The sequence below is a fragment of the Williamsia sp. R60 genome (assembly GCF_054063855.1).
Genome location: NZ_JBSSGR010000004.1, coordinates 208645 through 231370 on the forward strand (window position 1 = coordinate 208645; position 22726 = coordinate 231370).

At 66.1% G+C, this 22726-nt stretch carries 21 protein-coding genes; 17 read left to right on the top strand and 4 right to left on the bottom strand.

What is annotated here, in order from left to right; translation table 11 throughout:
- Positions 1-197 precede the first annotated feature (197 nt).
- The 11 genes from rimP to truB all read left to right on the top strand — a co-directional run bounded on the left by rimP (position 198) and on the right by truB (position 11218).
- Complete coding sequence (gene rimP, locus ACVWY6_RS19905) at positions 198-794, top strand: ribosome maturation factor RimP (RefSeq protein ID WP_457540453.1); 597 nt, start codon at positions 198-200, stop codon at positions 792-794.
- Positions 791-1816, top strand: coding sequence for a transcription termination factor NusA (gene nusA, locus ACVWY6_RS19910; RefSeq protein WP_457540455.1), 1026 nt, complete (start codon positions 791-793; stop codon positions 1814-1816). Before rimP ends, nusA begins: the two co-directional genes overlap by 4 nt.
- A 104-nt stretch (positions 1817-1920) precedes the next feature.
- Positions 1921-2217, top strand: a complete 297-nt coding sequence (locus ACVWY6_RS19915; protein ID WP_457540457.1) for a YlxR family protein — start codon at positions 1921-1923, stop codon at positions 2215-2217.
- Between the two features lie 103 nt (positions 2218-2320).
- Positions 2321-5242: a translation initiation factor IF-2 gene (gene infB / locus ACVWY6_RS19920; RefSeq protein WP_457540459.1), complete on the top strand. Its 2922-nt coding sequence runs from the start codon at positions 2321-2323 to the stop codon at positions 5240-5242.
- Between the two features lie 88 nt (positions 5243-5330).
- Positions 5331-5624: a DUF503 domain-containing protein gene (locus ACVWY6_RS19925; protein WP_023959756.1), complete on the top strand. Its 294-nt coding sequence runs from the start codon at positions 5331-5333 to the stop codon at positions 5622-5624.
- 74 nt (positions 5625-5698) lie between these two features.
- Positions 5699-6187, top strand: a complete 489-nt coding sequence (rbfA, locus tag ACVWY6_RS19930) for a 30S ribosome-binding factor RbfA (RefSeq protein WP_023959754.1) — start codon at positions 5699-5701, stop codon at positions 6185-6187.
- Complete coding sequence (locus tag ACVWY6_RS19935; protein WP_457540461.1) at positions 6184-7158, top strand: DHH family phosphoesterase; 975 nt, start codon at positions 6184-6186, stop codon at positions 7156-7158. The genes rbfA and ACVWY6_RS19935 overlap by 4 nt, the downstream gene beginning before the upstream one ends.
- Complete coding sequence (locus ACVWY6_RS19940; RefSeq protein WP_457540463.1) at positions 7155-8588, top strand: MATE family efflux transporter; 1434 nt, start codon at positions 7155-7157, stop codon at positions 8586-8588. The genes ACVWY6_RS19935 and ACVWY6_RS19940 overlap by 4 nt, the downstream gene beginning before the upstream one ends.
- A 53-nt stretch (positions 8589-8641) precedes the next feature.
- Positions 8642-9634: a metallophosphoesterase family protein gene (locus ACVWY6_RS19945; RefSeq protein WP_457540465.1), complete on the top strand. Its 993-nt coding sequence runs from the start codon at positions 8642-8644 to the stop codon at positions 9632-9634.
- Positions 9631-10284, top strand: coding sequence for a 4'-phosphopantetheinyl transferase family protein (locus tag ACVWY6_RS19950; protein ID WP_457540467.1), 654 nt, complete (start codon positions 9631-9633; stop codon positions 10282-10284). The genes ACVWY6_RS19945 and ACVWY6_RS19950 overlap by 4 nt, the downstream gene beginning before the upstream one ends.
- A 10-nt stretch (positions 10285-10294) precedes the next feature.
- Positions 10295-11218 carry a tRNA pseudouridine(55) synthase TruB gene (gene truB / locus ACVWY6_RS19955; RefSeq protein WP_457540469.1) on the top strand — a complete coding sequence of 308 codons (924 nt, stop codon included), beginning with the start codon at positions 10295-10297 and terminating at the stop codon, positions 11216-11218.
- 33 nt (positions 11219-11251) lie between these two features.
- Here the strand turns inward: truB and ACVWY6_RS19960 are convergent, their stop codons facing one another.
- Positions 11252-11914, bottom strand: a complete 663-nt coding sequence (locus ACVWY6_RS19960) for a metal-dependent transcriptional regulator (protein ID WP_030163512.1) — start codon at positions 11912-11914, stop codon at positions 11252-11254.
- Between the two features lie 158 nt (positions 11915-12072).
- On the opposite strand from ACVWY6_RS19960, the gene ACVWY6_RS19965 reads away from it, so the two are divergent.
- The 5 genes from ACVWY6_RS19965 to ACVWY6_RS19985 all read left to right on the top strand — a co-directional run bounded on the left by ACVWY6_RS19965 (position 12073) and on the right by ACVWY6_RS19985 (position 19371).
- Complete coding sequence (locus ACVWY6_RS19965; protein WP_457540471.1) at positions 12073-13050, top strand: bifunctional riboflavin kinase/FAD synthetase; 978 nt, start codon at positions 12073-12075, stop codon at positions 13048-13050.
- Positions 13051-13234: 184 nt separating this feature from the next.
- Positions 13235-13504 carry a 30S ribosomal protein S15 gene (rpsO, locus tag ACVWY6_RS19970; protein WP_023959738.1) on the top strand — a complete coding sequence of 90 codons (270 nt, stop codon included), beginning with the start codon at positions 13235-13237 and terminating at the stop codon, positions 13502-13504.
- A 365-nt stretch (positions 13505-13869) separates the two neighbouring features.
- Positions 13870-16152, top strand: coding sequence for a polyribonucleotide nucleotidyltransferase (locus ACVWY6_RS19975; RefSeq protein ID WP_062797833.1), 2283 nt, complete (start codon positions 13870-13872; stop codon positions 16150-16152).
- 14 nt (positions 16153-16166) lie between these two features.
- Complete coding sequence (locus ACVWY6_RS19980; protein WP_457540474.1) at positions 16167-17489, top strand: M16 family metallopeptidase; 1323 nt, start codon at positions 16167-16169, stop codon at positions 17487-17489.
- A 28-nt stretch (positions 17490-17517) separates the two neighbouring features.
- Positions 17518-19371 (top strand): putative nucleotidyltransferase substrate binding domain-containing protein, encoded by a 1854-nt coding sequence (locus ACVWY6_RS19985; RefSeq protein ID WP_457540476.1) that lies wholly within the window; start codon positions 17518-17520, stop codon positions 19369-19371.
- On the opposite strand, the gene ald is transcribed toward ACVWY6_RS19985, so the two are convergent.
- Positions 19332-20486: an alanine dehydrogenase gene (ald, locus tag ACVWY6_RS19990; RefSeq protein ID WP_457540478.1), complete on the bottom strand. Its 1155-nt coding sequence runs from the start codon at positions 20484-20486 to the stop codon at positions 19332-19334. The genes ACVWY6_RS19985 and ald overlap by 40 nt on opposite strands.
- 166 nt (positions 20487-20652) lie before the next feature.
- Here ald and ACVWY6_RS19995 point away from each other — a divergent pair, with 166 nt between their 5' ends.
- Positions 20653-21099: an Lrp/AsnC family transcriptional regulator gene (locus ACVWY6_RS19995; RefSeq protein WP_457540480.1), complete on the top strand. Its 447-nt coding sequence runs from the start codon at positions 20653-20655 to the stop codon at positions 21097-21099.
- Here ACVWY6_RS19995 and ACVWY6_RS20000 read toward each other — a convergent pair.
- Together ACVWY6_RS20000 and ACVWY6_RS20005 are read right to left on the bottom strand one after the other, a co-directional pair.
- Positions 21055-22299, bottom strand: coding sequence for an NAD(P)/FAD-dependent oxidoreductase (locus ACVWY6_RS20000; protein WP_457540482.1), 1245 nt, complete (start codon positions 22297-22299; stop codon positions 21055-21057). The two genes, ACVWY6_RS19995 and ACVWY6_RS20000, sit on opposite strands and share 45 nt — an antisense overlap.
- A complete protein-coding gene (locus ACVWY6_RS20005) occupies positions 22296-22646 on the bottom strand; it encodes a bifunctional 3-phenylpropionate/cinnamic acid dioxygenase ferredoxin subunit (RefSeq protein ID WP_062798527.1) in 351 nt (116 codons plus the stop codon). Before ACVWY6_RS20005 ends, ACVWY6_RS20000 begins: the two co-directional genes overlap by 4 nt.
- Between the last annotated feature and the right edge of the window lie 80 nt (positions 22647-22726).

Consider the following 22726-nt stretch of genomic DNA (forward strand, 5'->3'; position numbering starts at 1 on the left):
CAGTCGCGCTCGGCAAGGGAAGACTCTGCCGGTTCGCGGTGGGTCGCGTGCCCTGCCGACCGAGCAGGTGGGCGAAACGGTGTCCGCGGGGCGTTAAGCTGATGGCCACACGCCGCATCGCCGATGCGAAGGCATGCGGCCGACTATCGACCGCTCGACATGCTGGGAACCGACAACTGCACATGGAGGAGACGCCGATGCCCGGGGCAATCGACCACGACCGGATCAGCGCACTGCTCGAGCCGATCGCCGCTCAGAACGGCTACGACGTCGAGGAACTGACGGTGTCCGCCTCCGGTGCGGAGAACGTGGTCAAGGTGGTCGTCGACCGCGATGGTGGCGCCACACTCGACGAACTGGCCGCCCTGAGCAGATCCATCTCCGAAGTGCTCGACGCTCCGGCCGAATCCGACGACTCCGTCGGCGACATGACGTCGGCCGACCCGGTTGCCGCATTCAACACCTATGTGTTGGAAGTGACATCGCCGGGCGTGGACCGCCCGCTCACGGCAGCGCGCCATTGGCGACGCGCCGCCGGCCGCAAGGTTGTCGTCGACCTCGTCGGTGAGCCGCCCGAGCGGGTCGCCGGGCGGGTGGGGCGACTAACCGACGACGAGAACAGCGTGTCGGTGGTCATCAAGTCCGGCCGGGGACTGACCACCCGGGAGATCGAGCTGGCGGCTGTACGCAAGGCGTTCGTACAGGTGGACTTCGGTGAACCGTCCCCTGCGGAACTAGAGAAGTGCGGCCTCGATCCCGAACAGATCGAGGCAAGACGGAAAGGGAACAAATGAATATCGATATCGCAGCGTTGAGAATGATCGAGGCCGAGAAGGGCATCTCGATCGACACCGTCATCGAGACCATCCAGTCGGCTCTGCTGACCGCGTACCGCCACACCGACGGATTTGCACCCCACGCGTACATCGACGTGGACCGCAAGTCGGGTCAGGTGCGGGTGATGGCGCAGGAACGTGACGAGGACGGCAACGTCATCTCCGAATGGGACGACACACCAGAGGGATTCGGGCGGATCGCGGCGACCACCGCACGCCAGGTCATCCTGCAGCGTCTCCGAGATGCCGAGCACGACAAGAACTTCGGCGAGTTCTCCACCCACGAGGGTGAGATCGTCGGCGGTGTGGTCCAGCAGGACGCCCGGGCGAACGCACGAGGCATGGTGGTCGTGCGGATCGGCAGTGAGGCAACGGGTCAAGAAGGTGTGTTGCCGCCGGCGGAACAGGTGCCGGGAGAGAAGTACGTGCACGGCGAGCGGATCAAGTGCTACGTGGTGGGCGTCACCCGAGGGGCGCGTGGACTCCAGATCACGTTGTCGCGAACCCACCCGAACCTGGTCCGCAAACTCTTCTCGCTCGAGGTCCCGGAAATCGAAGACGGGTCGGTGGAGATCGTCGCCGTGGCCCGCGAGGCCGGGCATCGATCGAAGATCGCGGTGCACACCGGGGTCGCCGGGCTCAACGCCAAGGGCGCCTGCATCGGGCCGATGGGGCAGCGGGTCCGCAACGTGATGAGCGAACTGGCCGGAGAGAAGATCGACATCATCGACTACGACAACGATCCCGCGGTGTTCGTCGGTAACGCGCTCTCGCCGTCGAAGGTCATCTCGGTCACGGTGGTCGATCTGGCTGCCAAGGCGGCGCGTGTCGTGGTTCCCGACTACCAGTTGTCGCTGGCCATCGGCAAGGAAGGGCAGAATGCCCGGCTCGCGGCGAGGCTCACCGGATGGCGTATCGACATCCGCAGCGACACCCAGCCCGATCCCGACCACGTCGAGTCGGCGGCGGGTGCGAGCTGACCGAAAACTCGCCGGAAAGGGTGGCATTGGCATCTGCAGCGCCCAGGACGGTAGACTTTGCGGTGGTCCACAGTGATCCTTCGCCCCACCGCGAGAAAATTCCGATGCGTACCTGCGTCGGATGTCGACAGTGTCGCCCGGCCACCGAACTCATTCGGCTGGTCGTCTGCACCGACGACGGTCTCCCGGCTGTTGTGATCGACCATCGAAAGACCATGCCAGGGCGAGGAGCCTGGCTGCATCCCGAACCGGCATGTCTGGTGACAGCGGTGCAGCGTAGAGCCTTCGCAAGGGCATTTCGGCTCGGCGGGTTGACCGTCGACGCCGATCTACTGACCCGAGAGATCGAGTCGGTAGCCACACAGAGAGGCCGGCAGCAGTCGGCCACTAAGGACAGGTAGCAGAAGACATGAGCACACCGTGAAGTTCTTGCGATGAGCACGTTTCGGACGTAGACCGAGGTCGTAGCGGGCAATGCCGCTCGACCTCCAAGTGAGGAGAGCAGTGGCAGGCAAGGCCCGCGTGCACGAATTGGCCAAAGAACTGGGCGTGACGAGTAAAGAAGTACTCGCCCGACTCAGCGAACAAGGCGAGTTCGTCAAATCAGCGTCGTCGACCGTAGAGGCCCCTGTGGCCCGGCGACTTCGCCAGTCCTTCCCCGGGAAGGACGCTCCCGCCGCCAACGGTGGAGCACCATCATCAAACGCCGGAGGCAGCGCCCCGGCAGCAAAACCATCAGCAGCCAAGCCGGGTGCCGCGCGCACCCCGGCTCCTTCGGCGCCGGCACCGAGCGGTTCGGCTCCGGCCGCGCCGTCGACCGGCGCAAAGCCCGGCGCGCCGCGCCCGGCGGCGCCCGCAGCCAAGGCGACACCGGCAGCACCCCCGGCGCCCCCGGCAGCAACTCCGGCCCCGCAGAACCGGCCCGCTCCCCAGCGTCCGGCACCGGCGGCTCCTCAGGCTCCCGCAGCATCGGCAGCCTCCGCGACCCCGCCTGCGGCTCCTTCCCGTCCGGCTCCGGCCGCACGGCCGGCCGCTCCGGGACCCAAGCCCGGCCCGCGCGCGCCGCGGGTCGGTAACAACCCTTATTCGACGGCCGCTCCGGTCGAGCGTCCGGCACCACGTCCGGCACCCGGCGCTGGCGGTCCCCGCCCCGGCGGCGGCCAGCGCCCCGCACCCGGCGGCGCGACCGGCGGACGCCCGGCACCGGGTCAGGGCGGTCCCCGTCCCAGCCCCGGCAGCATGCCTCCTCGTCCCAATCCCGGCGCCATGCCGGCTCGTTCGGCCCGCCCAGGCGGTCCGGGCGGACCCGGTGGAGCACGCGGCGGTCCCGGTGGCGCACGCGGCGGACCCGGCGGTGCCGGTGGTGCCCGCGGCGGTCCCGGTGGCGGCGGCGGTGGATACCGCGGCGGTCCCGGCGGCGGCGGCGGAGCCCCGACAGGTGCTCCCGGTGGTCCTCCCGGTGGGTTCCGCGGACGCCCAGGTGGTGGCGGTCGTGGACGAGGTGGCGGCGCAGCCGGTGCCTTCGGTCGCCCCGGCGGTGCAGTCCGTCGTGGTCGCAAGTCGAAGCGGGCGAAACGCGCCGAGTACGAGAGCATGCAGGCTCCCGCAGTCGGCGGCGTGCGGTTGCCACGTGGCAACGGCGAGACCATTCGCCTTGCTCGCGGTGCATCGCTGTCCGACTTCGCCGACAAGATCGACGCGAACCCGGCAGCACTGGTGCAGGCGCTCTTCAATCTCGGTGAGATGGTCACGGCCACCGAATCGGTGAACGACGAGACGCTCGAGCTGCTCGGCGGCGAGATGAACTACGTCGTGCAGGTCGTCAGTCCTGAAGACGAAGATCGCGAGCTGCTCGACTCCTTCGACCTCACCTACGGCGAAGATGCCGGTGGCGAGGACGACCTCGAGCAACGTCCGCCGGTGGTGACCGTCATGGGTCACGTCGACCACGGTAAGACGCGACTGCTCGACACGATCCGTAACGAGAAGGTCCGCGAAGGCGAGGCCGGTGGCATCACCCAGCACATCGGTGCCTACCAGGTCCTCACCGAACTGGACGGCAACGAGCGTCTGGTCACCTTCATCGACACCCCGGGTCACGAAGCGTTCACCGCCATGCGTGCCCGTGGTGCGAAGGCCACCGACATCGCGATCCTCGTGGTCGCGGCCGACGACGGTGTCATGCCGCAGACGGTCGAGGCGATCAACCACGCACAGGCGGCCGACGTGCCGATCGTCGTGGCGGTCAACAAGATCGACAAGGAAGGTGCTGATCCGCAGAAGATCCGCGCTCAGCTCACCGAATACGGTCTGGTTGCCGAGGACTTCGGCGGCGACACCATGTTCGTCGACATCTCCGCCAAGCAGGGCACCAACATCGACGCGCTGCTCGAAGCAGTTCTGTTGACCGCCGATGCCTCACTCGACCTACGGGCGAACCCGGACATGGACGCGCAGGGTGTGGCCATCGAGGCCCACCTCGACCGCGGCCGCGGCCCGGTGGCAACCGTGCTCGTGCAGCGCGGAACGCTCAAGGTCGGCGACTCGATCGTCGCCGGAGACGCCTACGGACGTGTCCGACGGATGGTCGACGAGCACGGCGCCGATGTCACGGCGGCTCTGCCGTCGCGCCCGGTCCAGGTCATCGGTTTCACCTCGGTGCCCGGTGCAGGCGACAACCTGCTGGTCGTCGACGAAGACCGCATCGCCCGCCAGATCGCCGATCGCCGCAATGCGCGCAAGCGCAATGCGCTGGCCGCACGCAGCCGTAAGCGGATCAGCCTGGAAGATCTTGATTCGGCTCTGAAGGAGACTTCGCAGCTGAACCTGATCCTCAAGGGCGACAACTCGGGAACCGTGGAAGCGCTCGAAGAAGCGCTGCTCGGTATCGAGATCGACGACGAGGTGCAGTTGCGGGTCATCGACCGCGGTGTTGGTGGCGTCACCGAGACCAACGTGAACCTGGCGTCGGCATCGAACGCGATCATCATCGGGTTCAACGTCCGTGCCGAGGGCAAGGCAACCGAACTCGCGAACCGCGAGGGTGTCGACATCCGGTACTACTCGGTGATCTACCAGGCCATCGACGAGATCCAGAGCGCGCTCAAGGGCATGCTCAAGCCGATCTACGAAGAGGTCGAACTGGGTCGGGCCGACATCCGTGCGATCTTCCGTTCGTCGAAGGTCGGCAACATCGCGGGTTGTCTGGTCACATCGGGCATCATGCGCCGGAACGCCAAGGCCCGTCTGCTGCGCGACAACGTCGTGATCGCCGAGAACCTCACCATCTCCTCACTCAAGCGCGAGAAGGACGATGTCACCGAGGTCCGCGACGGCTACGAATGCGGTCTCACGATCACGTACAACGACATCAAGGTCGACGACGTCATCGAAACGTACGAGTTGCGGGAGAAGGCACGCGAATGACGTCGGCGACGGACATCAAGGTCGACGACGTCATCGAGACCTACGAGTTGCGGGAGAAGGCCCGGGAGTAATCCCGGACCAGGACGTCATGTTTGTCGGCTCCCTGGAGATCGACCTACTGCTCGGAGACGTCCGGTCCCTGAAGCAGAAGCGCTCAGTGGTGCGGCCCATCGTCGCATCACTGGCGCGTCTGCGGGTTTCGGTCGCCGAGGTCGACGACCACGATCTGCACCGCAGGGCGCGGATCGGGGTCGCGGCAGTTGCCACCGATTCCCGGCACATCGGTGAAATACTCGATGCCAGTGAAGATCTGGTCATGCAGCGGCCCGAGGTCGAAGTGTTGTCCGTCCGGCGCAGAATTCGCAGCAGCGAGGACGACTGAGCTCACTGCAGCACAATTACTCGAGAAGAATTCGGCTCACGGGCCGGTCTGAGAACAAAAAGGAGTGAGGTCCCATGGCAGACCCCGCACGGGCACAGCGGTTGGCGAAGCGGATCTCATCGATTGTCGCCACGGCCATCGCCAAGGAGATCAAGGATCCCCGGCTGGCCTACATCACCGTCACGGACGCGAAGGTGACCGGCGATCTACACGATGCAACAATTTTCTACACGGTGATGGGTCCGTCGCTCGACGAAGAACCCGATTACGCGGCGGCGGCAGCCGGTCTGGCCAAGGCGACCGGCATCCTGCGGTCGAAGGTCGGAGCCGGAACAGGCGTCCGCTTCACCCCGACACTGAGCTTTGTGTTGGACAAGGTGCCCGACACCGCCCGTGATCTCGAAGAATTACTGGAGCGCGCTCGCCAGCAGGACGAGGAAGTCGCCCGGCTGGCCCGCGATGCCGCCCCGGCCGGCGACCCGGATCCATACAAGGAACCGGCCCGGGCCGATGGTGATCCCGGCGACGAAGGTGCGGGTACTGCGGGTGCCGGCGAAAGGTGAACACCACCGAAACGGCGTCCACCTCCGCGCTGCGGTCGATCGTCGACGTGCTGGCAGCTGCCGAGCACGTCACCGTCCTCTGTCATACGCGACCTGACGCCGACACCATCGGCAGCGGCCTTGCCATAGCCGGAGCACTGCGACGCCGAGGCACCGTGGTGGAGGTGAGCTTCCCCGATTCGACGACGCTACCTGCGGCGCTGGCCGAATTGCCCGGCGCGGACACGCTTGTCGAGCCGGGCGAGGTGGTCGGCCACCCCGTCGTGGTGACCGTGGACTGCGCCAGCATTCATCGTCTGGAATCGCTGGCCGCCGTCGTGGAGGCGGCGCAGTCATCGGTGGTGATCGACCACCACGCGTCCAACGACGGCTTCGGCACCATCAACTTCGTTGATCCCACTGCCGACTGCACGGCCGAACTGGTTCTCGAGATCATCGATGCGCTCGAGGTGCCGCTCGACGTCGAGGTCGCCACCTGCCTCTATGCCGGCGTGGTCACCGACACCGGGTCATTCAAGTGGGCCAGCCCCCGATCACACAGGATCGCCGCCCGGTTGCTCGAACTGGGCGTGGATGGCCGGAGATGGACTCGGCGACTTCTCGACACCCACCGGTTCGCGTGGCTGACGATGGTTGCCGCCGCCCTCGACTCGGCGGAGCTGGTTCCCCACGCGTTTGCCGGACGCGGTCTGGTGTACGCCGTGGTCGACCACGAGTCGACCGCAGCGCTCGGCTGGGAAGAGAGCGAGAGTGTGGTGGACATCGTGCGCACCACCTCCGAAGCCGAGGTCGCCGTTGTCTTCAAGGAGGCCTCGCCGGGTCAGTGGACGGTGTCGATGCGGTCCAAGTCGGACGTCGACCTCGTCCCGCTGGCTCGGATACACGGCGGCGGCGGTCATCGGCTCGCGGCGGGATACGGCGCCACCGGGACGGCCACGGAGGTCGTCGGGCAGTTGTTGCGCTCGGTGTGACCGAAGCACCCGTCGGGGAGTTCACTCCCACCAACAGCCGAATCCTGCGGTTGTCGGCCTCGGCCCTGGTTGTTCTCGTGGCCGAGCCGTTGTACCTGATGCTCGATCTGGCCGTTGTCGGCAGGCTCGGTGGTCTCGACCTTGCAGCGCTCGGTGTCGGGGTGCTCGTCTTGTCGGTTGTCAGCACCCAGCTCACGTTCCTGTCGTACGGCACGACGGCCCGGGCTGCCCAGAGGTTCGGCGCCGGCGACCGGGCAGGCGCGGTGGGCGAGGGGTTGCAGGCCACGTGGATCGCGCTGGCAGTGGGTGCGATCATCGTGGCGGTCATGCAGCTGGCCGCCCCCTGGATCCTCGAGGTGCTCACCGGCGGTGGTGAGGTGGCCACCGAGGCGGTCGACTGGCTGCGCATCGCGGTCTGTGGGGTGCCGCTGATCCTGCTGTCGATGGCCGGTAACGGCTGGATGCGCGGCGTGCAGGACACCCGTCGTCCCATTCTGTACGTGGTTGCCGGACTGGGTCTTTCGGCAATTCTGTGCCCGATTCTGGTGCACGGACTGCTCGGTGCGCCGCACCTGGGGCTCGTGGGCAGCGCGATCGCCAACGTCATCGGCCAGAGTCTGGCCGGGCTCCTGTTCGCGATCCGCGTACTCCGCGAGTTCAGCGCGGTCACTCGCCTGACGCCGGTGGGCGCCGGACCCGGTGATCGATCGACGGTGTCCAGGCGTCCTCAGTGGACGGTCATCGCAGCGCAGCTGACCCTAGGCCGCGACCTCATCATGCGCAGTCTCGCCTTTCAGGTGTGTTTCCTGTCCGCAGCCGCCGTGGCGAGCCGGTTCGGCGTCGCGGCGGTCGCGTCCCACCAGCTCGTCCTGCAGCTCTGGAACTTCGTTGCCCTCGTCCTCGACTCGTTTGCCATAGCGGCCCAGGCCCTGGTCGGTGCGGCACTGGGGGCCGGTGCGGTTCCGGCAGCTTGGAGGGTCGCCCGCCGCGTGATCGCTTGGTCGCTGGGTGTGTCGGTCCTTCTGGCCGCGATGTTCGCCGCTGGCAACGCCGTCTTCCCGCGTGTGTTCACTTCCGACGCCGCGGTACTCGACGAACTGTCCACGCCGTGGTGGTTCTTCGTCGCGATGCTCCCGATCGCGGGAATCGTGTTCGCCCTCGACGGCATCCTCCTCGGGAGCGCAGACGCGGCCTTCCTGCGCACCTCGACACTGCTGTCGGCAATCATCGGATTCTTGCCGCTCATCTGGTTGTCCCTGGCGTTCGACTGGGGTCTGGCCGGTATCTGGACCGGCCTTGTCGTGTTCATGGTGCTGCGGCTGATCACCGGTGCATGGCGAGTGCGCGGTGGCAGATGGACCGAGGTCGCAGCCGGGCGACCCCAGCGCCCTGAACCGGGGCCACCCGAACCTTCGACTACCCTCGCGTGACGGGGCGGAAGACGAGACGGGCAGACCTGTGAACATCGGCGAAAGGACGCGACATGGCGACACTGTGGGCGATCAGTGACCTGCATGTCGCGCACCGCGGGAACGAATCGATCATCGACCGGATCCGGCCCGAGGGCGACGGCGACTGGCTGATCGTCGCCGGTGACGTCAGCGAACGGACCGACGACATCTCCGACACCCTGCGCCGCCTCAAAGCGCGGTTCGAGACCGTGATCTGGACCCCGGGCAACCACGAGCTCTACACCACCGCCAAGGATCCCATGCAGATCTACGGCGTCGCACGCTACGACTACCTGGTGCAGATGTGCCGCGATCTGGGCGTCGTCACACCCGAGGACATCTACCCCCTGTTCGACCCCGGTGACGGGACCGCACCGGTTCGCGTGGTGCCGATGTTCCTGTTGTACGACTACACCTTTCGACCGAAAGGCACCGTCAACAAGTTGCAGGCCCTGGCTGTCGCCCGGGAGAACAACGTGGTGGCGACGGACGAGTTCCTGTTGTCGCCCGAGCCATTTCAGACGCGCGACGCCTGGAGTCGGGCCCGCATCGACCAGACTCGCCGCCGGCTCGACCGACTCGACCCCACCGAGCGCACAGTGCTGATCAACCACTGGCCGCTGCGACGAGAGCCCACCGATGCATTGATGTACCCCGAGTTCGCCCTGTGGTGCGGCAGTGAACTCACCGACGACTGGCATCTGCGGTACAACGCGATGTGCAGCGTGTACGGACACCTGCACATTCCTCGGACCACCTGGTACGACGGGGTGCGGTTCGAAGAGGTGTCGGTCGGCTACCCGCGCGAGTGGGGCCGCCGTGGCCTGCCGGATCCCTTGCTGCGCAAGATCGTTCCCGATGACGGTTTGCTGCCCGAGCACCTGCCCGAACACGGCGCTCGGTTCGAGCTGCCCCCGGACTACAAGGAACGCGCCGAGGAGTTCGCCCAGAAGCTGGCCAAGAAACGTGAGGACGTGAAGGTGCGCCGCGCCGAGCGTGAACAGAAGCGAGACGAGACACCATGATCGAGAAGCTGTTTCCCTCAGGGGTCGCAGTGGCCGAGTCGTTCGGCGAGATGGCCGACGCCGAGCCGATGGCCGCCGAGGCCTCGTTGATCGCCCGTGCCGTAGACAAGCGTCGCCGCGAGTTCGTCACCACCCGCAACTGCGCACGAGAGGCGCTGAGCCGACTCGGTGTCGAGCCGGTACCCATCCTGCGTGGCGACAACGGTGAACCGCTGTGGCCCCGTCAGATCGTGGGCAGCCTGACCCACTGCGATGGGTACCGGGCGGCGGTCGCGGGCTATGCGATGCAGGTCCGTTCGCTGGGCATCGATGCCGAACCGCACGAGCCCCTGCCCGAGGGAGTTCTCGAGCACGTCAGTATCGAGCCCGAGCGAAAAGTGTTGGCGGCCCGGGACTCGGACGTGCACTGGGACCGACTGCTGTTCTGCGCGAAGGAAGCCACCTACAAGGCGTGGTTCCCGTTGGCCAAACGTTGGCTCGGTTTCGAGGATGCGCACATCACGTTCGAGCAGACCGCAGAACGCACGGGCACTTTCCGTACCGAACTCCTCGTGGACGGTGCCACCGTGGACGGGGGCCAGCCCTTGCTCGGGTTCGATGGGCGCTGGTTGGTCCAGGACGGTCTCATCGTCACCGCGATCGTGCATTGAGGAGTCGACCGTGAGTTCTCGACCACCACATTCAGGCCTTGACGGCGCGGGCCTGATGATCATCGACAAGGCCGCCGGCGTCACCAGCCACGACGTCGTCGCCTCGTGTCGCAAGCTGCTCAAGACACGGCGCGTGGGGCATGCCGGAACACTCGATCCCATGGCCACAGGCGTGTTGGTCATCGGGGTGGAGCGGGCGACCAAGATGCTCGGCCTCCTGTCGCTGACCACCAAGGCGTACGACGCGACGATCCGGCTCGGGGCCACCACCGACACCGACGACGCCGAAGGCAGCGTTCTCACCCGCACCGACACGAGCGACCTCGACCACGGGCGCATCCACACCGAGGTCAAACCGCTGACGGGGGAGATCAGCCAGATCCCGGCCCGCGTCAGCGCCATCAAGGTCGACGGTCAGCGCGCGCATGCGCTGGCCCGCGAAGGCGCCGAATTCGAACTCAAGGCCAGACAGGTGACGGTGTCGCGATTCGACGTCGTCGACATCGAGACCGTCCAGGACGGCGACGCGGTCTACACCGACGTGCGTGTCCAGGTCGAGTGCTCGGCGGGGACCTATATCCGGTCGCTGGCACGGGACCTCGGGGCCGAACTCGGCGTGGGTGGCCACCTGACGGCACTGCGGCGCACGAGGGTCGGTCCGTTCGGGCTCGACGTGGCGCGCACGATCGCCGAATTGACCGACGACCCGACGGTGTCGCTCGACATCGATGCAGCAGCGCAGTTCGCCTTTGCCCATCGCAACATCACCGCGGAGGAAGCCGAGTCGATCAGCCAGGGGCGCTGGCTCGAGCCGATCGGGATGGCGGGGGTCTACGCAGCCATCGACCCGGAGGGCCACACCATCGCGCTGCTGCAGGAAAAGGGCCGCAGAGCCAGCTCGGTGATGGTGGTCCGGCCGGCGACGTTGCGCTGAGAACCGTCTCGGCCGAGTTCAGCTCGGCTCACTTCAGTCGGCGAGCCAAATAGCCCGTGCGGCAATGTCTCCGAGATCGATCGGGGTTCCGCCGTCGATACAGATCTCGATGGTGCCGGCAAACGGGCGACGTTCCCGGACGGCGATGGTGCGGTCGAGCGCGATGCCCACCGAGTCGAAGTAGCGCAGCATCTCAGGGTCGGTGTCGGCGATGCGAGCGATCCGTCCGGCGGTGCCCACGTCCACATCGGCGAGCACCCGGGCCGATGGCGACGGCACCGACCCGTCCACCTGCGGTATCGGGTCGCCGTGGGGATCGCGGGTGGGGAAGTCGAGTTTCGCGTCCAGCCTCGACAGGAAGCGGTCGGACACGGCGTGCTCGAGTACCTCGGCCTCGTCGTGCACCTCATCCCATCCATAGCCGAGCTCGCGGACGAGGAATGTCTCCAACAGGCGATGCCGCCGGACCATCAGCACCGCGGCCGTTCTGCCGGCCTCGGTGAGCGTGATCGATCCGTAGCGCTCGTGCACCACGAGATCCTGATCGGCGAGCTTGCGGATCGCCTCGGACGCGGTGGACGGTGACACGCCGAGACGTTCGGCCAACATCTTGGTGGTGATCTTCTCCGGCCGCCATTCCTGGCCGGTCCAGATCACTTTCAGGTAGTCCTGCGTCACCGAGGACAGTTCGGACACGCCCCGCTGGTCGGCGGAGTCGGTGAGATCCTTCCCTGTTTCTTCGGGAGCATCAGATGGAGGCACCTGTCGAGCTTAGGACGCGACAACACGAGATGTCAGATCGCCAGGGGGAGTTCGGTGTCGCGGTCCCGCGGGCGGGGTCGTAGGCTTGTGCCGTGTTGCGCTGGCGAGGGCTTGAGGATATCCCCGCGGACTGGGGCAGATGTGTGGTCACGATCGGCGTCTTCGACGGCGTGCACCGAGGTCACGCGCAGTTGATCACGACCGCGACCAAGGCCGCCGAGGAACGTGGAGTGCCCGCGGTACTGATGACGTTCGATCCCCATCCCGCCGAAGTGGTGCGCCCGGGCAGTCACCCTCCCCAGTTGTCCACCCTCACCAGACGGGCAGAGCTCGCCGAAGAGCTGGGCATAGACGTGTTCTGCGTCATGCCGTTCACTCCCGTGCTCGCCGCCCAGTCCCCGAAGGACTTCGCGCATGAAGTGCTGGTGGAACGCCTGCACGCGCAAGAGGTCGTGGTCGGCGACAACTTCACGTTCGGGAAGAAGGCCGCGGGCAACGTCGAGGTACTCAGAACATTCGGCGAGAAGTTCGGATTCGGTGTGCAAGCGGTGTCCCTGCTGGGTGAGCATGCGGTGACGTTCTCCTCGACATACATCCGTTCGTGTGTCGACGCCGGGGACGTCGCGGCGGCGGCCGAGGCCCTCGGCCGGCCCCATCGGGTGGAAGGCGTGGTCGTCCGTGGTGACGGACGTGGCCGCGAACTGGGTTTCCCCACTGCCAATGTGGCACCGCCGATGTACTCGGCCATTCCCGCCGACGGTGTGTATGCCGCCTGGTTCACCGTTCTCGGAGCAGGTCCGGTCGTCGGTCAGGTGGAACCAGGGGAGAGTTACCAGGCGGCCGTGTCGGTCGGGACCAACCCGACGTTCTCCGGACGTACGCGCACCGTCGAGGCGTTTGTTCTGGATACCAAGGCCGACCTCTACGGCCAGCACGTCGCAGTCGACTTTGTCGGACGCATCCGAGGGCAGGTCAAGTACGAGTCGGTGCAGTCGCTGATCGACCAGATCGCAGCCGATGTCGAAGAGACCCGTGTGGTGCTGGCATCCGGGCCCGATCCAGAGGACTGACTCGCACGTCGGCCCGCTCGAGGGTCCAGGCCTCGATTTGGCCTGGTGACCGCCGCGCCGGTACAGTGGACAGTCGGTGTGTGCTGCGGTTCGCGGTGGCTGCACCAAGATCTTCGAGGGTGGTGGGTCAAAACCACCCGGAGTTCTCCCATCAACGCGCGGACGGCATTTTCAGGAGTTTCTTGTGGCTTTGACCGTTGAACAGAAGAAGACCATTCTCGCCGAGTACGGCTTGCACGAGACCGACACCGGTTCTCCCGAGGCTCAGGTCGCGATGCTGACCAAGCGCATCACCGACCTCACCGAGCACCTCAAAGAGCACAAGCACGACCACCACAGCCGTCGCGGACTCCTGCTGCTCGTCGGCCGTCGCCGTCGTCTGCTCAAGTACGTCGCCAAGGTCGATGTGCAGCGCTACCGCTCGCTCATCGAGCGTCTGGGCCTGCGCCGCTAGTACGGCCCACCCGGCCTGCGCGGAGGTGCCGAATGGCGCTCGGCAGGCCACTGCACCACCGAGAGTGCGAACGCCGAGGATATCGAGTGATATCCTCGGCGTTGGCTTTTGTACCAAGAAGATCACGGCCGTTTGCGCGGCAGTACCCGGTCGGCATCTGCGGCCCGGACACACTGCAGTAGGTGAGCGGTCCTCGGTAGTGGCTCCCGGAGACACGATTCTCCGGCGGCTTCGATCGATGGCCGTCACGCGACGTGCAATTGCCTCCTCTTGGTTCAGGGCCTACTCGCGTGTGTTCGCCCGCGAGTCGACCGACCGTAAGCAGGTCGTCATCTCTGACGCCTGACGAGAGGAACCATCAACACATGACTGACGTCACCACCACAGACACCGTCGATTACGACGACGAGATCACCGAAGCCACCGCTGTCATCGACAACGGCACCTTCGGCACCCGCACCATCCGTTTCGAGACCGGCCGGCTCGCGCAGCAGGCCGCAGGCGCGGTTGTCGCCTACCTCGATGACGAGACGATGCTGCTGTCGGCCACCAGTGCCGGCAAGCACCCCAAGGACCATTTCGACTTCTTCCCGCTGACGGTCGATGTCGAGGAGCGCATGTATGCGGCCGGCCGCATCCCCGGGTCGTTCTTCCGTCGTGAAGGCCGTCCGTCCACCGACGCGATCCTGACCTGCCGCCTGATCGACCGGCCGCTGCGCCCGTCGTTCGTTGACGGTCTCCGTAACGAGATCCAGGTCGTAGTCACCATCCTGAGCCTCGATCCCAAGGACCTGTACGACGTGGTGGCCATCAACGCCGCCTCGGCGTCCACCCAGATCGCGGGCCTTCCGTTCTCCGGGCCGGTCGGTGGCGTGCGGGTTGCGCTCATCCCGACCGACGAGAACAAGGCCGGCCAGTGGGTCGCCTTCCCGACCGTCGAGCAGCTCGAAGGCGCCGTCTTCGACATGGTCGTAGCAGGCCGAATCGTCTCCGGCGAGGGTGACTCCGCCGATGTCGCGATCATGATGGTCGAGGCCGAGGCCACCGACAACGTGATCGAACTGATCGAGGGTGGCGCGCAGGCGCCCACCGAAGCCATCGTGGCCGAGGGTCTCGAGGCCGCCAAGCCGTTCATTGCTCGTCTGTGTGAGGCACAGCAGAAGCTCGCCGCCGAGGCAGCCAAGCCCACCGGCGACTTCCCGCTGTTCCCGCCGTACGGGGACGACGTCTTCGCTGCTGTCGAGGCCGCAGGCTCGGCCAAGCTCTCCGAGATCCTGACCATCGCGGCCAAGGCCGAGCGCGACGACAAGACCGATGAACTCAAGAGTGAGATCCTCGAGCAGCTCGCCGGACAGTTCGAAGGCCGCGAGAAGGAAATCGGCGGCGCATACCGGTCGCTGACAAAGAAGCTGGTACGCGGACGCATCCTCACCGACCACTTCCGGATCGACGGTCGCGGTGTCACCGACATCCGCTCGCTGTCTGCCGAGGTCGCCATCATTCCTCGCGCACACGGCAGTGCCCTGTTCGAGCGTGGCGAAACCCAGATCATGGGCGTCACCACCCTCGACATGGTGAAGATGGCGCAGCAGGTCGACTCCCTCGGGCCCGAGACCAGCAAGCGGTACATGCACCACTACAACTTCCCGCCGTACTCGACCGGTGAGACCGGCCGGGTGGGTTCACCCAAGCGTCGCGAGATCGGCCACGGCGCACTCGCCGAGCGCGCCCTGATGCCGGTACTGCCGAGCGTCGCCGAGTTCCCGTACGCGATCCGTCAGGTGTCCGAGGCCTTGAGCTCCAACGGCTCTACGTCGATGGGCTCGGTGTGCGCCTCCACGATGTCGCTGCTCAACGCCGGCGTGCCCCTGCGGGCCCCGGTTGCCGGCATCGCGATGGGCCTGGTGTCCGACGAGATCGACGGCCAGACCCGCTACGTCGCCCTGACCGACATCCTCGGAGCCGAGGACGCCTTCGGCGACATGGACTTCAAGGTTGCAGGCACCAAGGACTTCGTGACCGCACTGCAGCTCGACACCAAGCTCGACGGCATCCCGTCGAAGGTTCTGGCATCGGCGCTCGCCCAGGCCAAGGACGCCCGCATCACCATCCTCGACGTGATGGCCGAGGCCATCGACGAGCCGGATGAGATGAGCCCGTACGCGCCTCGTGTGACCACGGTCAAGGTGCCCGTCGACAAGATCGGTGAGGTCATCGGGCCCAAGGGCAAGATGATCAACTCGATCACCGAGCAGACCGGTGCGAACATCTCCATCGAGGACGACGGCACCGTGTTCGTCGGCGCCACCGATGGTCCGTCTGCGCAGGCCGCGATCGACATGATCAACGCCATCGCCAACCCGCAGCTGCCCAAGGTGGGCGAGCGGTTCCTCGGAACCGTGGTCAAGACCACCACCTTCGGTGCCTTCGTGTCGCTGCTCCCGGGCCGCGACGGTCTGGTGCACATCTCGAAGCTGGGTAAGGGCAAGCGCATCGGCAAGGTCGAGGACGTGGTCAACGTGGGCGAGAAGCTCCGCGTGGAGATCGCCGACATCGACGACCGCGGCAAGATCAGCCTCGTCCCCGTCGACGACGACGCGGCTTCGGCCCCGGCCGAGGCGGAGCCCGTCTCGGAGGCGAACGCCTGAGCAACGCAACAGGTTTGACCTCGTCGCGGCCGAAGTCCGCGTCGACCGCAAGCCACCGGGCAGTACGGAGATCCGTGCTGCCCGGCGGGCTGCGGGTGGTCACCGAACACATCCTGGGGGTCAGGTCCGCATCGGTCGGCCTCTGGGTGGCGGTCGGTTCGCGTGACGAGAAGCCGTCGGTTGCCGGCGCTGCACACTTTCTCGAGCATCTGGTGTTCAAGTCGACGCCCACACGAACGGCAGCGAGTACGGCGCAGCAGATCGATGCCATCGGCGGTGAACTCAACGCCTTCACCGGCAAAGAGCACACCTGCTACTACGCCCACGTACTCGACGAGCACCTGGCCACGGCCATCGACATCGTCGGTGACGTCGTGCTGCGCGGTCGTTGCCGCGCCGAGGACGTCGAAGTGGAGAGGACCGTTGTGCTCGAGGAGATCTCGATGCGCGACGACGATCCCGAAGACCTGCTCGCCGATCTGTTCATGACGGCGATGTACGGGGACCATCCGATCGGACGGCCGGTGATCGGGTCGGCAGAATCGATCACCGATATGACCAGAACGCAGATCAAGTCGTTTCACGGTCGTCGGTACACACCCGACAAGATGGTGCTGTCGGTCGCCGGGAACGTCTCACACGCCGACGTTCTCGCCGCAGTTCGGTCCACCTTCGCCGGTCATCTCGGCGGCGACGCCGCGCCCGCCCCGATTCGTGTAGGAAGCAAGACGATCGGTGGCCTGCCATCGCTCGAGTTGTCCTATCGCGACACCGAACAGGTACACATCCTCCTCGGTGTTCGCGCGCCCGGCAGGGGCAATCCGGATCGATGGGCACTGTCCCTGCTCAACACCGCGCTCGGGGGCGGGCTGAGTTCTCGGCTGTTCCAGGAGATCCGGGAGTCGCGAGGTCTGGCGTACTCGGTCTACTCGTCGGTTGATTCATTTGCCGACATCGGCGCGTTCTCCGTCTATGCCGGTTGTTCTCCCGACCATCTGGCCGAGGTCGTCACTGTCACCGGAGAGATCCTGTCCCAGGTTGCCCGCGAGGGCATCACCGAGGAAGAACTGGTGCGCGCCAAGGGTTCGTTGATCGGCGGCATGGTGCTGGGGCTCGAGGACTCTCAGTCCCGGATGCATCGAAACGGACGCGGCGAGATCAACTACGGCAAACAGCTCTCCGTCGAACAAACGCTTCGCAAGATCGAACGGGTCACCGTGGCCGACACGAGCCGGGTGGCAGGCGAGTTGCTGAGCCGGCCCATGGGGGCCGCGGTGGTCGGCCCGTACCGCTCCCGTCGGCAGTTGCCGAAGTCACTGACCGGTCTGATCTGCTGATCGGGTCCAGGCCTGGCACGATGAGGCAATGGTCCAGATCGCGGAGTTCCTTGCCGCCTACCCGCCGTTCGACTCACTCGACGAGTCGGAGATCGCACGGATCGCTGCGTCGTCGCGGCTCGAGCACCACGAGTCCGGTAGCCAGATCATGGACGGATTCAGCCGGCCGGTCGAGGAACTCGCCGTTGTCGTAGCCGGCCAGGTGGAACTGTGGAACTCGCCCGATCACAAACCCGATGGCCCGGACGAGATCCTCGGGCCGGGCGGGGTGTTTGGCTACTCGGCGATGTTGACCGGATCGTCGATCGGGCCACTCGCCATCGCGGCCGGCCCGGTCCAGGTCTGTCGCGTCCCTAATCATGCTGTGCGTGCGGTCTTCTCGTCCCTGGCGGGCGCCGAGTTCCTCGCCCGTAAGCTCACCGTCGCGCAACGCACCGACTCGTTGTCGATCAACGACTATGGCACCGTGGACGAGCTGATCCGTACGGCCCCGGTGGTCGGCTCCGGATCGATGACGGTGCGAGAGGCCGCGTCCGTCATCACCGAGCGTCGCAGCGGGTACATTGTGATTCCCTGTGACGACGGGCGTTTCGGTGTGCTGACCGACCGCGACATCCGCGCCCGTGTGGTCGCCACCGGAGCAGATCTGCGGACGCCGGTGCGCGAGGTCATGACCTTTCCTGCGATCACCGCGGTGACCAATGCGCCCGCTTCCGACGTACTCGTCAACATTCTGGAGCACGATCTGACCTGTGTCCCGGTGGTCGATCCGGGCGGGACGCTCCGGGGAGTTGTTCTGCCCGGTGACTTCGTCAATGCCCCTGCGGGTATCAGTGTTGCTCTGCGAGAACAGATCACGCGTGCCGACTCGATCGACACCCTGCAGGACCGTGGCAAGCGGATGCGATACCTGGTGGCTGATCTGCTGCGACGTGGTCGGCCGTCCTTCGAGGTCACCGCCGTTCTGTCGGTGGTCACCGATGCCGTGGTGCGCCGTGCCCTCGAGATCGTCTTGGGTGGTCACCCAGAATTGGACCCCGCCGCCCTCACCTGGCTGTCGCTCGGCAGCAATGCGCGCCGGGAACCAGTTCTCAGTTCTGACGTGGACAGTGCGGTCTCGTTCGCCGAATCGGTGAACGACCCGGAGGCGATAGCGGCGTATCGCGCAGCGTTCGCCGAGGTCGGCGAGGTCTTGCGCGGCTGCGGGCTCAGCATCGACAGCAACGGCGCATCGGCAGAGATGCCACTGTTCTCCCGCACCCACAGTCAGTGGCAGGAAGCTGCCCAGCAGTGGCTGGTATCGCCCCTGGACAACAAAGGCATGATCCTGGCCTCCCTTCTGCTCGATGGCCGGCCCATCTGGGGTGATCCGGGTGTCACCGCCGTGTCCGAGGTGTTCGGCAACGTGCGGTCGCATCCTGGCACCATGCGACTGCTGCTTGCCGAATCGCTGTCGTACCGAGCGAAACTCCGCTCGATGCGCGACGTGTTGTCGCGGCGCGGGGGGACATTCGACATCAAGTCCCACGCCTTGATCCCCGTGATCAACATCGCCCGGTGGGCTGCGTTGAGCGTGCAGAGTCCGGAGTTGGGTACGCGCGCACGGTTGGGCGCCGCCGCAGGTAGTCCGATGCTCACCGAGGACAACGCCAACACACTCATCGAGGTGTTCGAGGTCTTGCAGAAGATCCGGCTGACCTACCAGGTAGCCCAACTCGACAGAGGGGAGAGGGCCACGGACGTGCTCACCATGTCCAGACTGTCACCGCTGGACCGCAGTCTCGTCGGACAGGCCGTGCGAGAGGTGTCGGCGGTCCAGCGGCGGATGGAGAACATGTCGCACTACTTGTCTGTCCGGGAGTTCGTCGACCCGCCCGCGTGAGCGGAATCGTCGAGGGGCGATGTGCCCAGCGGGATCTCGAGATCGGCCGCCACGTGCGGGCACAGCATCTCACCGCGGTGGGTGCTCAAGCCCTTGGCGAGTGCGGTGTCGCGACGCAGCGCCTCGGTCCATCCGAGGTCGGCAAGCTTCAGTACGTACGGCAAGGTGGCGCCTGTGAGCGCCATCGTCGAGGTCCGGGCCACTGAGCCCGGCATGTTGGCAACGCAGTAGAACACCGAGCCGTGCACCATGAACGTCGGGTCGTCGTGCGTGGTCGGTCGTGAGTCCTCAAAGCATCCACCCTGGTCGATGGCGATGTCGACAAGGACCGATCCTTCTCTCATCTCCGCCACCAGCGTATTGGAGACCAGCACAGGGGCTTTCGCGCCGGGGACAAGAACCGCGCCGATCACGAGATCGGCGTTCTTGATCGCCTCGCCGAGCGCGAGCGCGGTGCTGTACCGGGTGTGTACCCGACCGGAGAAGCGGGCGTCGATCGCACGCAGCTTGGCGATGTCGAGGTCGAAAACGGTCACCGTCGCCCCCATACCCATCGCGATGGTCGCGGCGTTCACGCCACTGACCCCGCCCCCGATCACCACGACGTCGGCGGGGGCGGTACCCGGGACCCCGCCCATCAACACACCACGTCCGCCGGCCGACCGCATCAGGTGGTAGGCGCCGACCTGCGGGGCCAGCCGACCGGCGACCTCGCTCATCGGTGCCAGCAGCGGGAGCGAACCGTCTGCGGCCTGCACGGTCTCGTAGGCGATGGCAGTTGTACCGGATTGGAGCAGGGCGTCGGTGCACGCCCTGCTCGCCGCGAGGTGCAGGTAGGTGAAGAGCACCTGACCTTCTCGCATCAGCTCGTATTCGGCTGCGATGGGTTCTTTCACCTTGAGCAGGAGTTCGGCTTGGTCCCATACGGCTTTGGCGGTGCCCAATATCTGGGCGCCGGCTTCTTTGAAATCGGTGTCGGAGATGGCCGAGCCGGCGCCGGCGTTCTGCTCGATGATGACCTCGTGGCCCCGCCGGGTCAGTTCGGCCACTCCTGCCGGGGTCACCGCGACCCGGTATTCGTTGTTCTTGATCTCGCGTGGGATTCCGACACGCATGACGTTCTCCTTGTGATTGAGGTAGGTCCAAGCGTGAAACTTGTTCGATTCCGGCGCAATATATGTGACGATAATTCTCTGGAGTCGGGATTGTTCCGACAATTCTTCGATCTTGGAGGTTCGCGTGACACCTGAGCCGAATATTGTTCGACCGCGGACGGCCGGGTTGGATGACGTCGATCGCAAGATCTTGGCGTTGCTGCAAACCGATGCGCGTATGTCCAACAGTGCGCTGGCTGCCGAGGTGGGCATCGCCGCTTCGACCTGCCACGGCCGGATTCGCCGGTTGGTCGACATAGGAGTGGTGCGCGGGTTCTTCGCCGATATCGATCCGGCTGCCGTGGGGCGACCGCTGCGGGCGATGGTGGCGGTGAGTCTGCAATCGGACGCGCGGGGCCAGATCCGTCGCTTCGTGGCGGAGATCGGTGTGCACGACGAGGTGATCGACGTTTTCTTCCTCGCAGGTACGGACGACTACTTGCTCCACGTGGCCACCGCCGACACCGAGACGCTTCGTCAGTTCGTGGAGATGCTCAACTCGCGTCCCGAGGTGGCCGGGACAACAACGTCATTGGTGTTCGAGCACCTGCGCGGTTCGGCGCCGATCTTCTGACCGGTCGATGTGTTTGCGTAGTCGGGTGAAAGTGCGACCACCGCCCGTCGCGACCACTGCGACGGGCTCGTCGACGTCGCCGTACACCGCCACGAAGCGATCCGACTCCAGATTGCCTTCGACGATGCTGGGCGATTGCCCTGCAGGTATGGTCCCGCACACCTGAAGCCTCAGATCATACTGATCCGACCAGAAGTACGGCGCCGTGTACTTCGGTGGAGGCAAGCGCAGCAGCGATCGCGCCGCTCGTCGTGCGTGGTCGAGCGCCGCCGCCCAATGTTCCTGTCGCACATGGGTAGCCGTGATGGCGTTATACACGCGGGCACAATCTCCGACCGCGTATACGCCGGCCACCGCGGTGGCGCACTGTTCGTCGGTGAGGAAGCCGCGGTCGATCGCAATCCCGGATGCGGCAGCCCACTCGGTGTTGGGGAGGGCTCCGATTCCGATCACCACGGTGTCTGCCGGTAGTTCGGTGCCGTCGGCGAGCGTCACCGACTCCACCCGGGCGGTTCCGTTGATCGTCTCGATCGCTGTCCCGGTACGCAAGGTCACCCCGTGCCTGGCGTGCACGCTGTGTAGCCAGTGCGCCAGTCGCGCACCGAGCAGGGCCGCACCGGGGGCCTCGGACGCCTCGACGATGGTCACCGACATGCCTGCTGCTGTTGCACTCGACGCCACTTCACATCCGACGAAACCGGCACCGATCACAACCATGTGACCGCCGCGCCGCATGGATTCGCGGAGCTCGAGAGCATCGTCAAGGGTTCTGAGGGTGTGTACGCCGGCCATGTCTGCGCCGATCAGGGTGCGCGGCCGAGCGCCGGTCGCCACCACCACGGTCGCTGCGGTGATCGAAGTGCCGTCGTCGAGCAGTACATCGTGCCCGGCTGCGTGATGGTCGATGCCGATCGCCGGCGACCCCAGGCGCCACCGGAACTCGGTCAGGTCCTCGTCGTCGGTCAGGCCGATGGGTGCGCTGGTCACGCCCTGGCACAGAACAGCTTTCGACAGCGGCGGCCTGTCATAGGGCAGATGGCCCTCCGCCCCGATGAGGGTGATCTCGCCGGTGTGCCCGAGTGCGCGTAGTTCGCGGGCGGTCGACAGACCGGCAAGCGAGGCCCCGACGATCGCCACGGAGGCGGTGGACGGGTCTGCGAGCGATGGTTCGGCCGTGGTGTCCGATGGCGTCCCGCTCACGCGGCGTCGTGCCCGGAGAGCTGCAGGTAGATCCGGCCGTCCTCGACCAGGGTCTGATGAGTCCGGACCGCGATCTTCGCCGGGGGTCCCGAGGGCAGTCCGGTCCGGAGGTCGAAGCAGGCTTCGTGCAGCGGGCACTCCACCGCGCAGCCTTCCACCCAGCCGTCGGCCAGCGAAGTCTCCTGATGGGTGCAGGTGTCGTCGATCGCGAACACCCCGTCTTCGGTGTGGAACACGGCGATGGGTGGTTGACCCGGGGGAGTGACACGTGCGACCTCCCCGGCCGGCAGGGCGTCGAGAGTGGACACCAAGTAGTGCTGAATGGCCTGGTCAGGAGTGATTGTCATGGCAGCCTCGATGAAGTCGGTGTACAACTCACGACGGTTGAGTTGCGTCAGTTGCAACTAAGTTCGGTATGCGCAACAGC

Bases quoted from the DNA above. Each gene is read 5' to 3' on its own strand.
- ACVWY6_RS19985 (WP_457540476.1), top strand. From the start codon at position 17,518: ATGGTCCAGATCGCGGAGTTCCTTGCCGCCTACCCGCCGTTCGACTCA.
- ACVWY6_RS20005 (WP_062798527.1), bottom strand. From the start codon at position 22,646: ATGACAATCACTCCTGACCAGGCCATTCAGCACTACTTGGTGTCCACT.
- ald (WP_457540478.1), bottom strand. From the start codon at position 20,486: ATGCGTGTCGGAATCCCACGCGAGATCAAGAACAACGAATACCGGGTC.
- ACVWY6_RS19945 (WP_457540465.1), top strand. From the start codon at position 8,642: ATGGCGACACTGTGGGCGATCAGTGACCTGCATGTCGCGCACCGCGGG.
- rbfA (WP_023959754.1), top strand. From the start codon at position 5,699: ATGGCAGACCCCGCACGGGCACAGCGGTTGGCGAAGCGGATCTCATCG.
- ACVWY6_RS19975 (WP_062797833.1), top strand. From the start codon at position 13,870: ATGACTGACGTCACCACCACAGACACCGTCGATTACGACGACGAGATC.
- nusA (WP_457540455.1), top strand. From the start codon at position 791: ATGAATATCGATATCGCAGCGTTGAGAATGATCGAGGCCGAGAAGGGC.
- ACVWY6_RS19950 (WP_457540467.1), top strand. From the start codon at position 9,631: ATGATCGAGAAGCTGTTTCCCTCAGGGGTCGCAGTGGCCGAGTCGTTC.
- ACVWY6_RS19915 (WP_457540457.1), top strand. From the start codon at position 1,921: ATGCGTACCTGCGTCGGATGTCGACAGTGTCGCCCGGCCACCGAACTC.
- ACVWY6_RS19925 (WP_023959756.1), top strand. From the start codon at position 5,331: ATGTTTGTCGGCTCCCTGGAGATCGACCTACTGCTCGGAGACGTCCGG.
- rimP (WP_457540453.1), top strand. From the start codon at position 198: ATGCCCGGGGCAATCGACCACGACCGGATCAGCGCACTGCTCGAGCCG.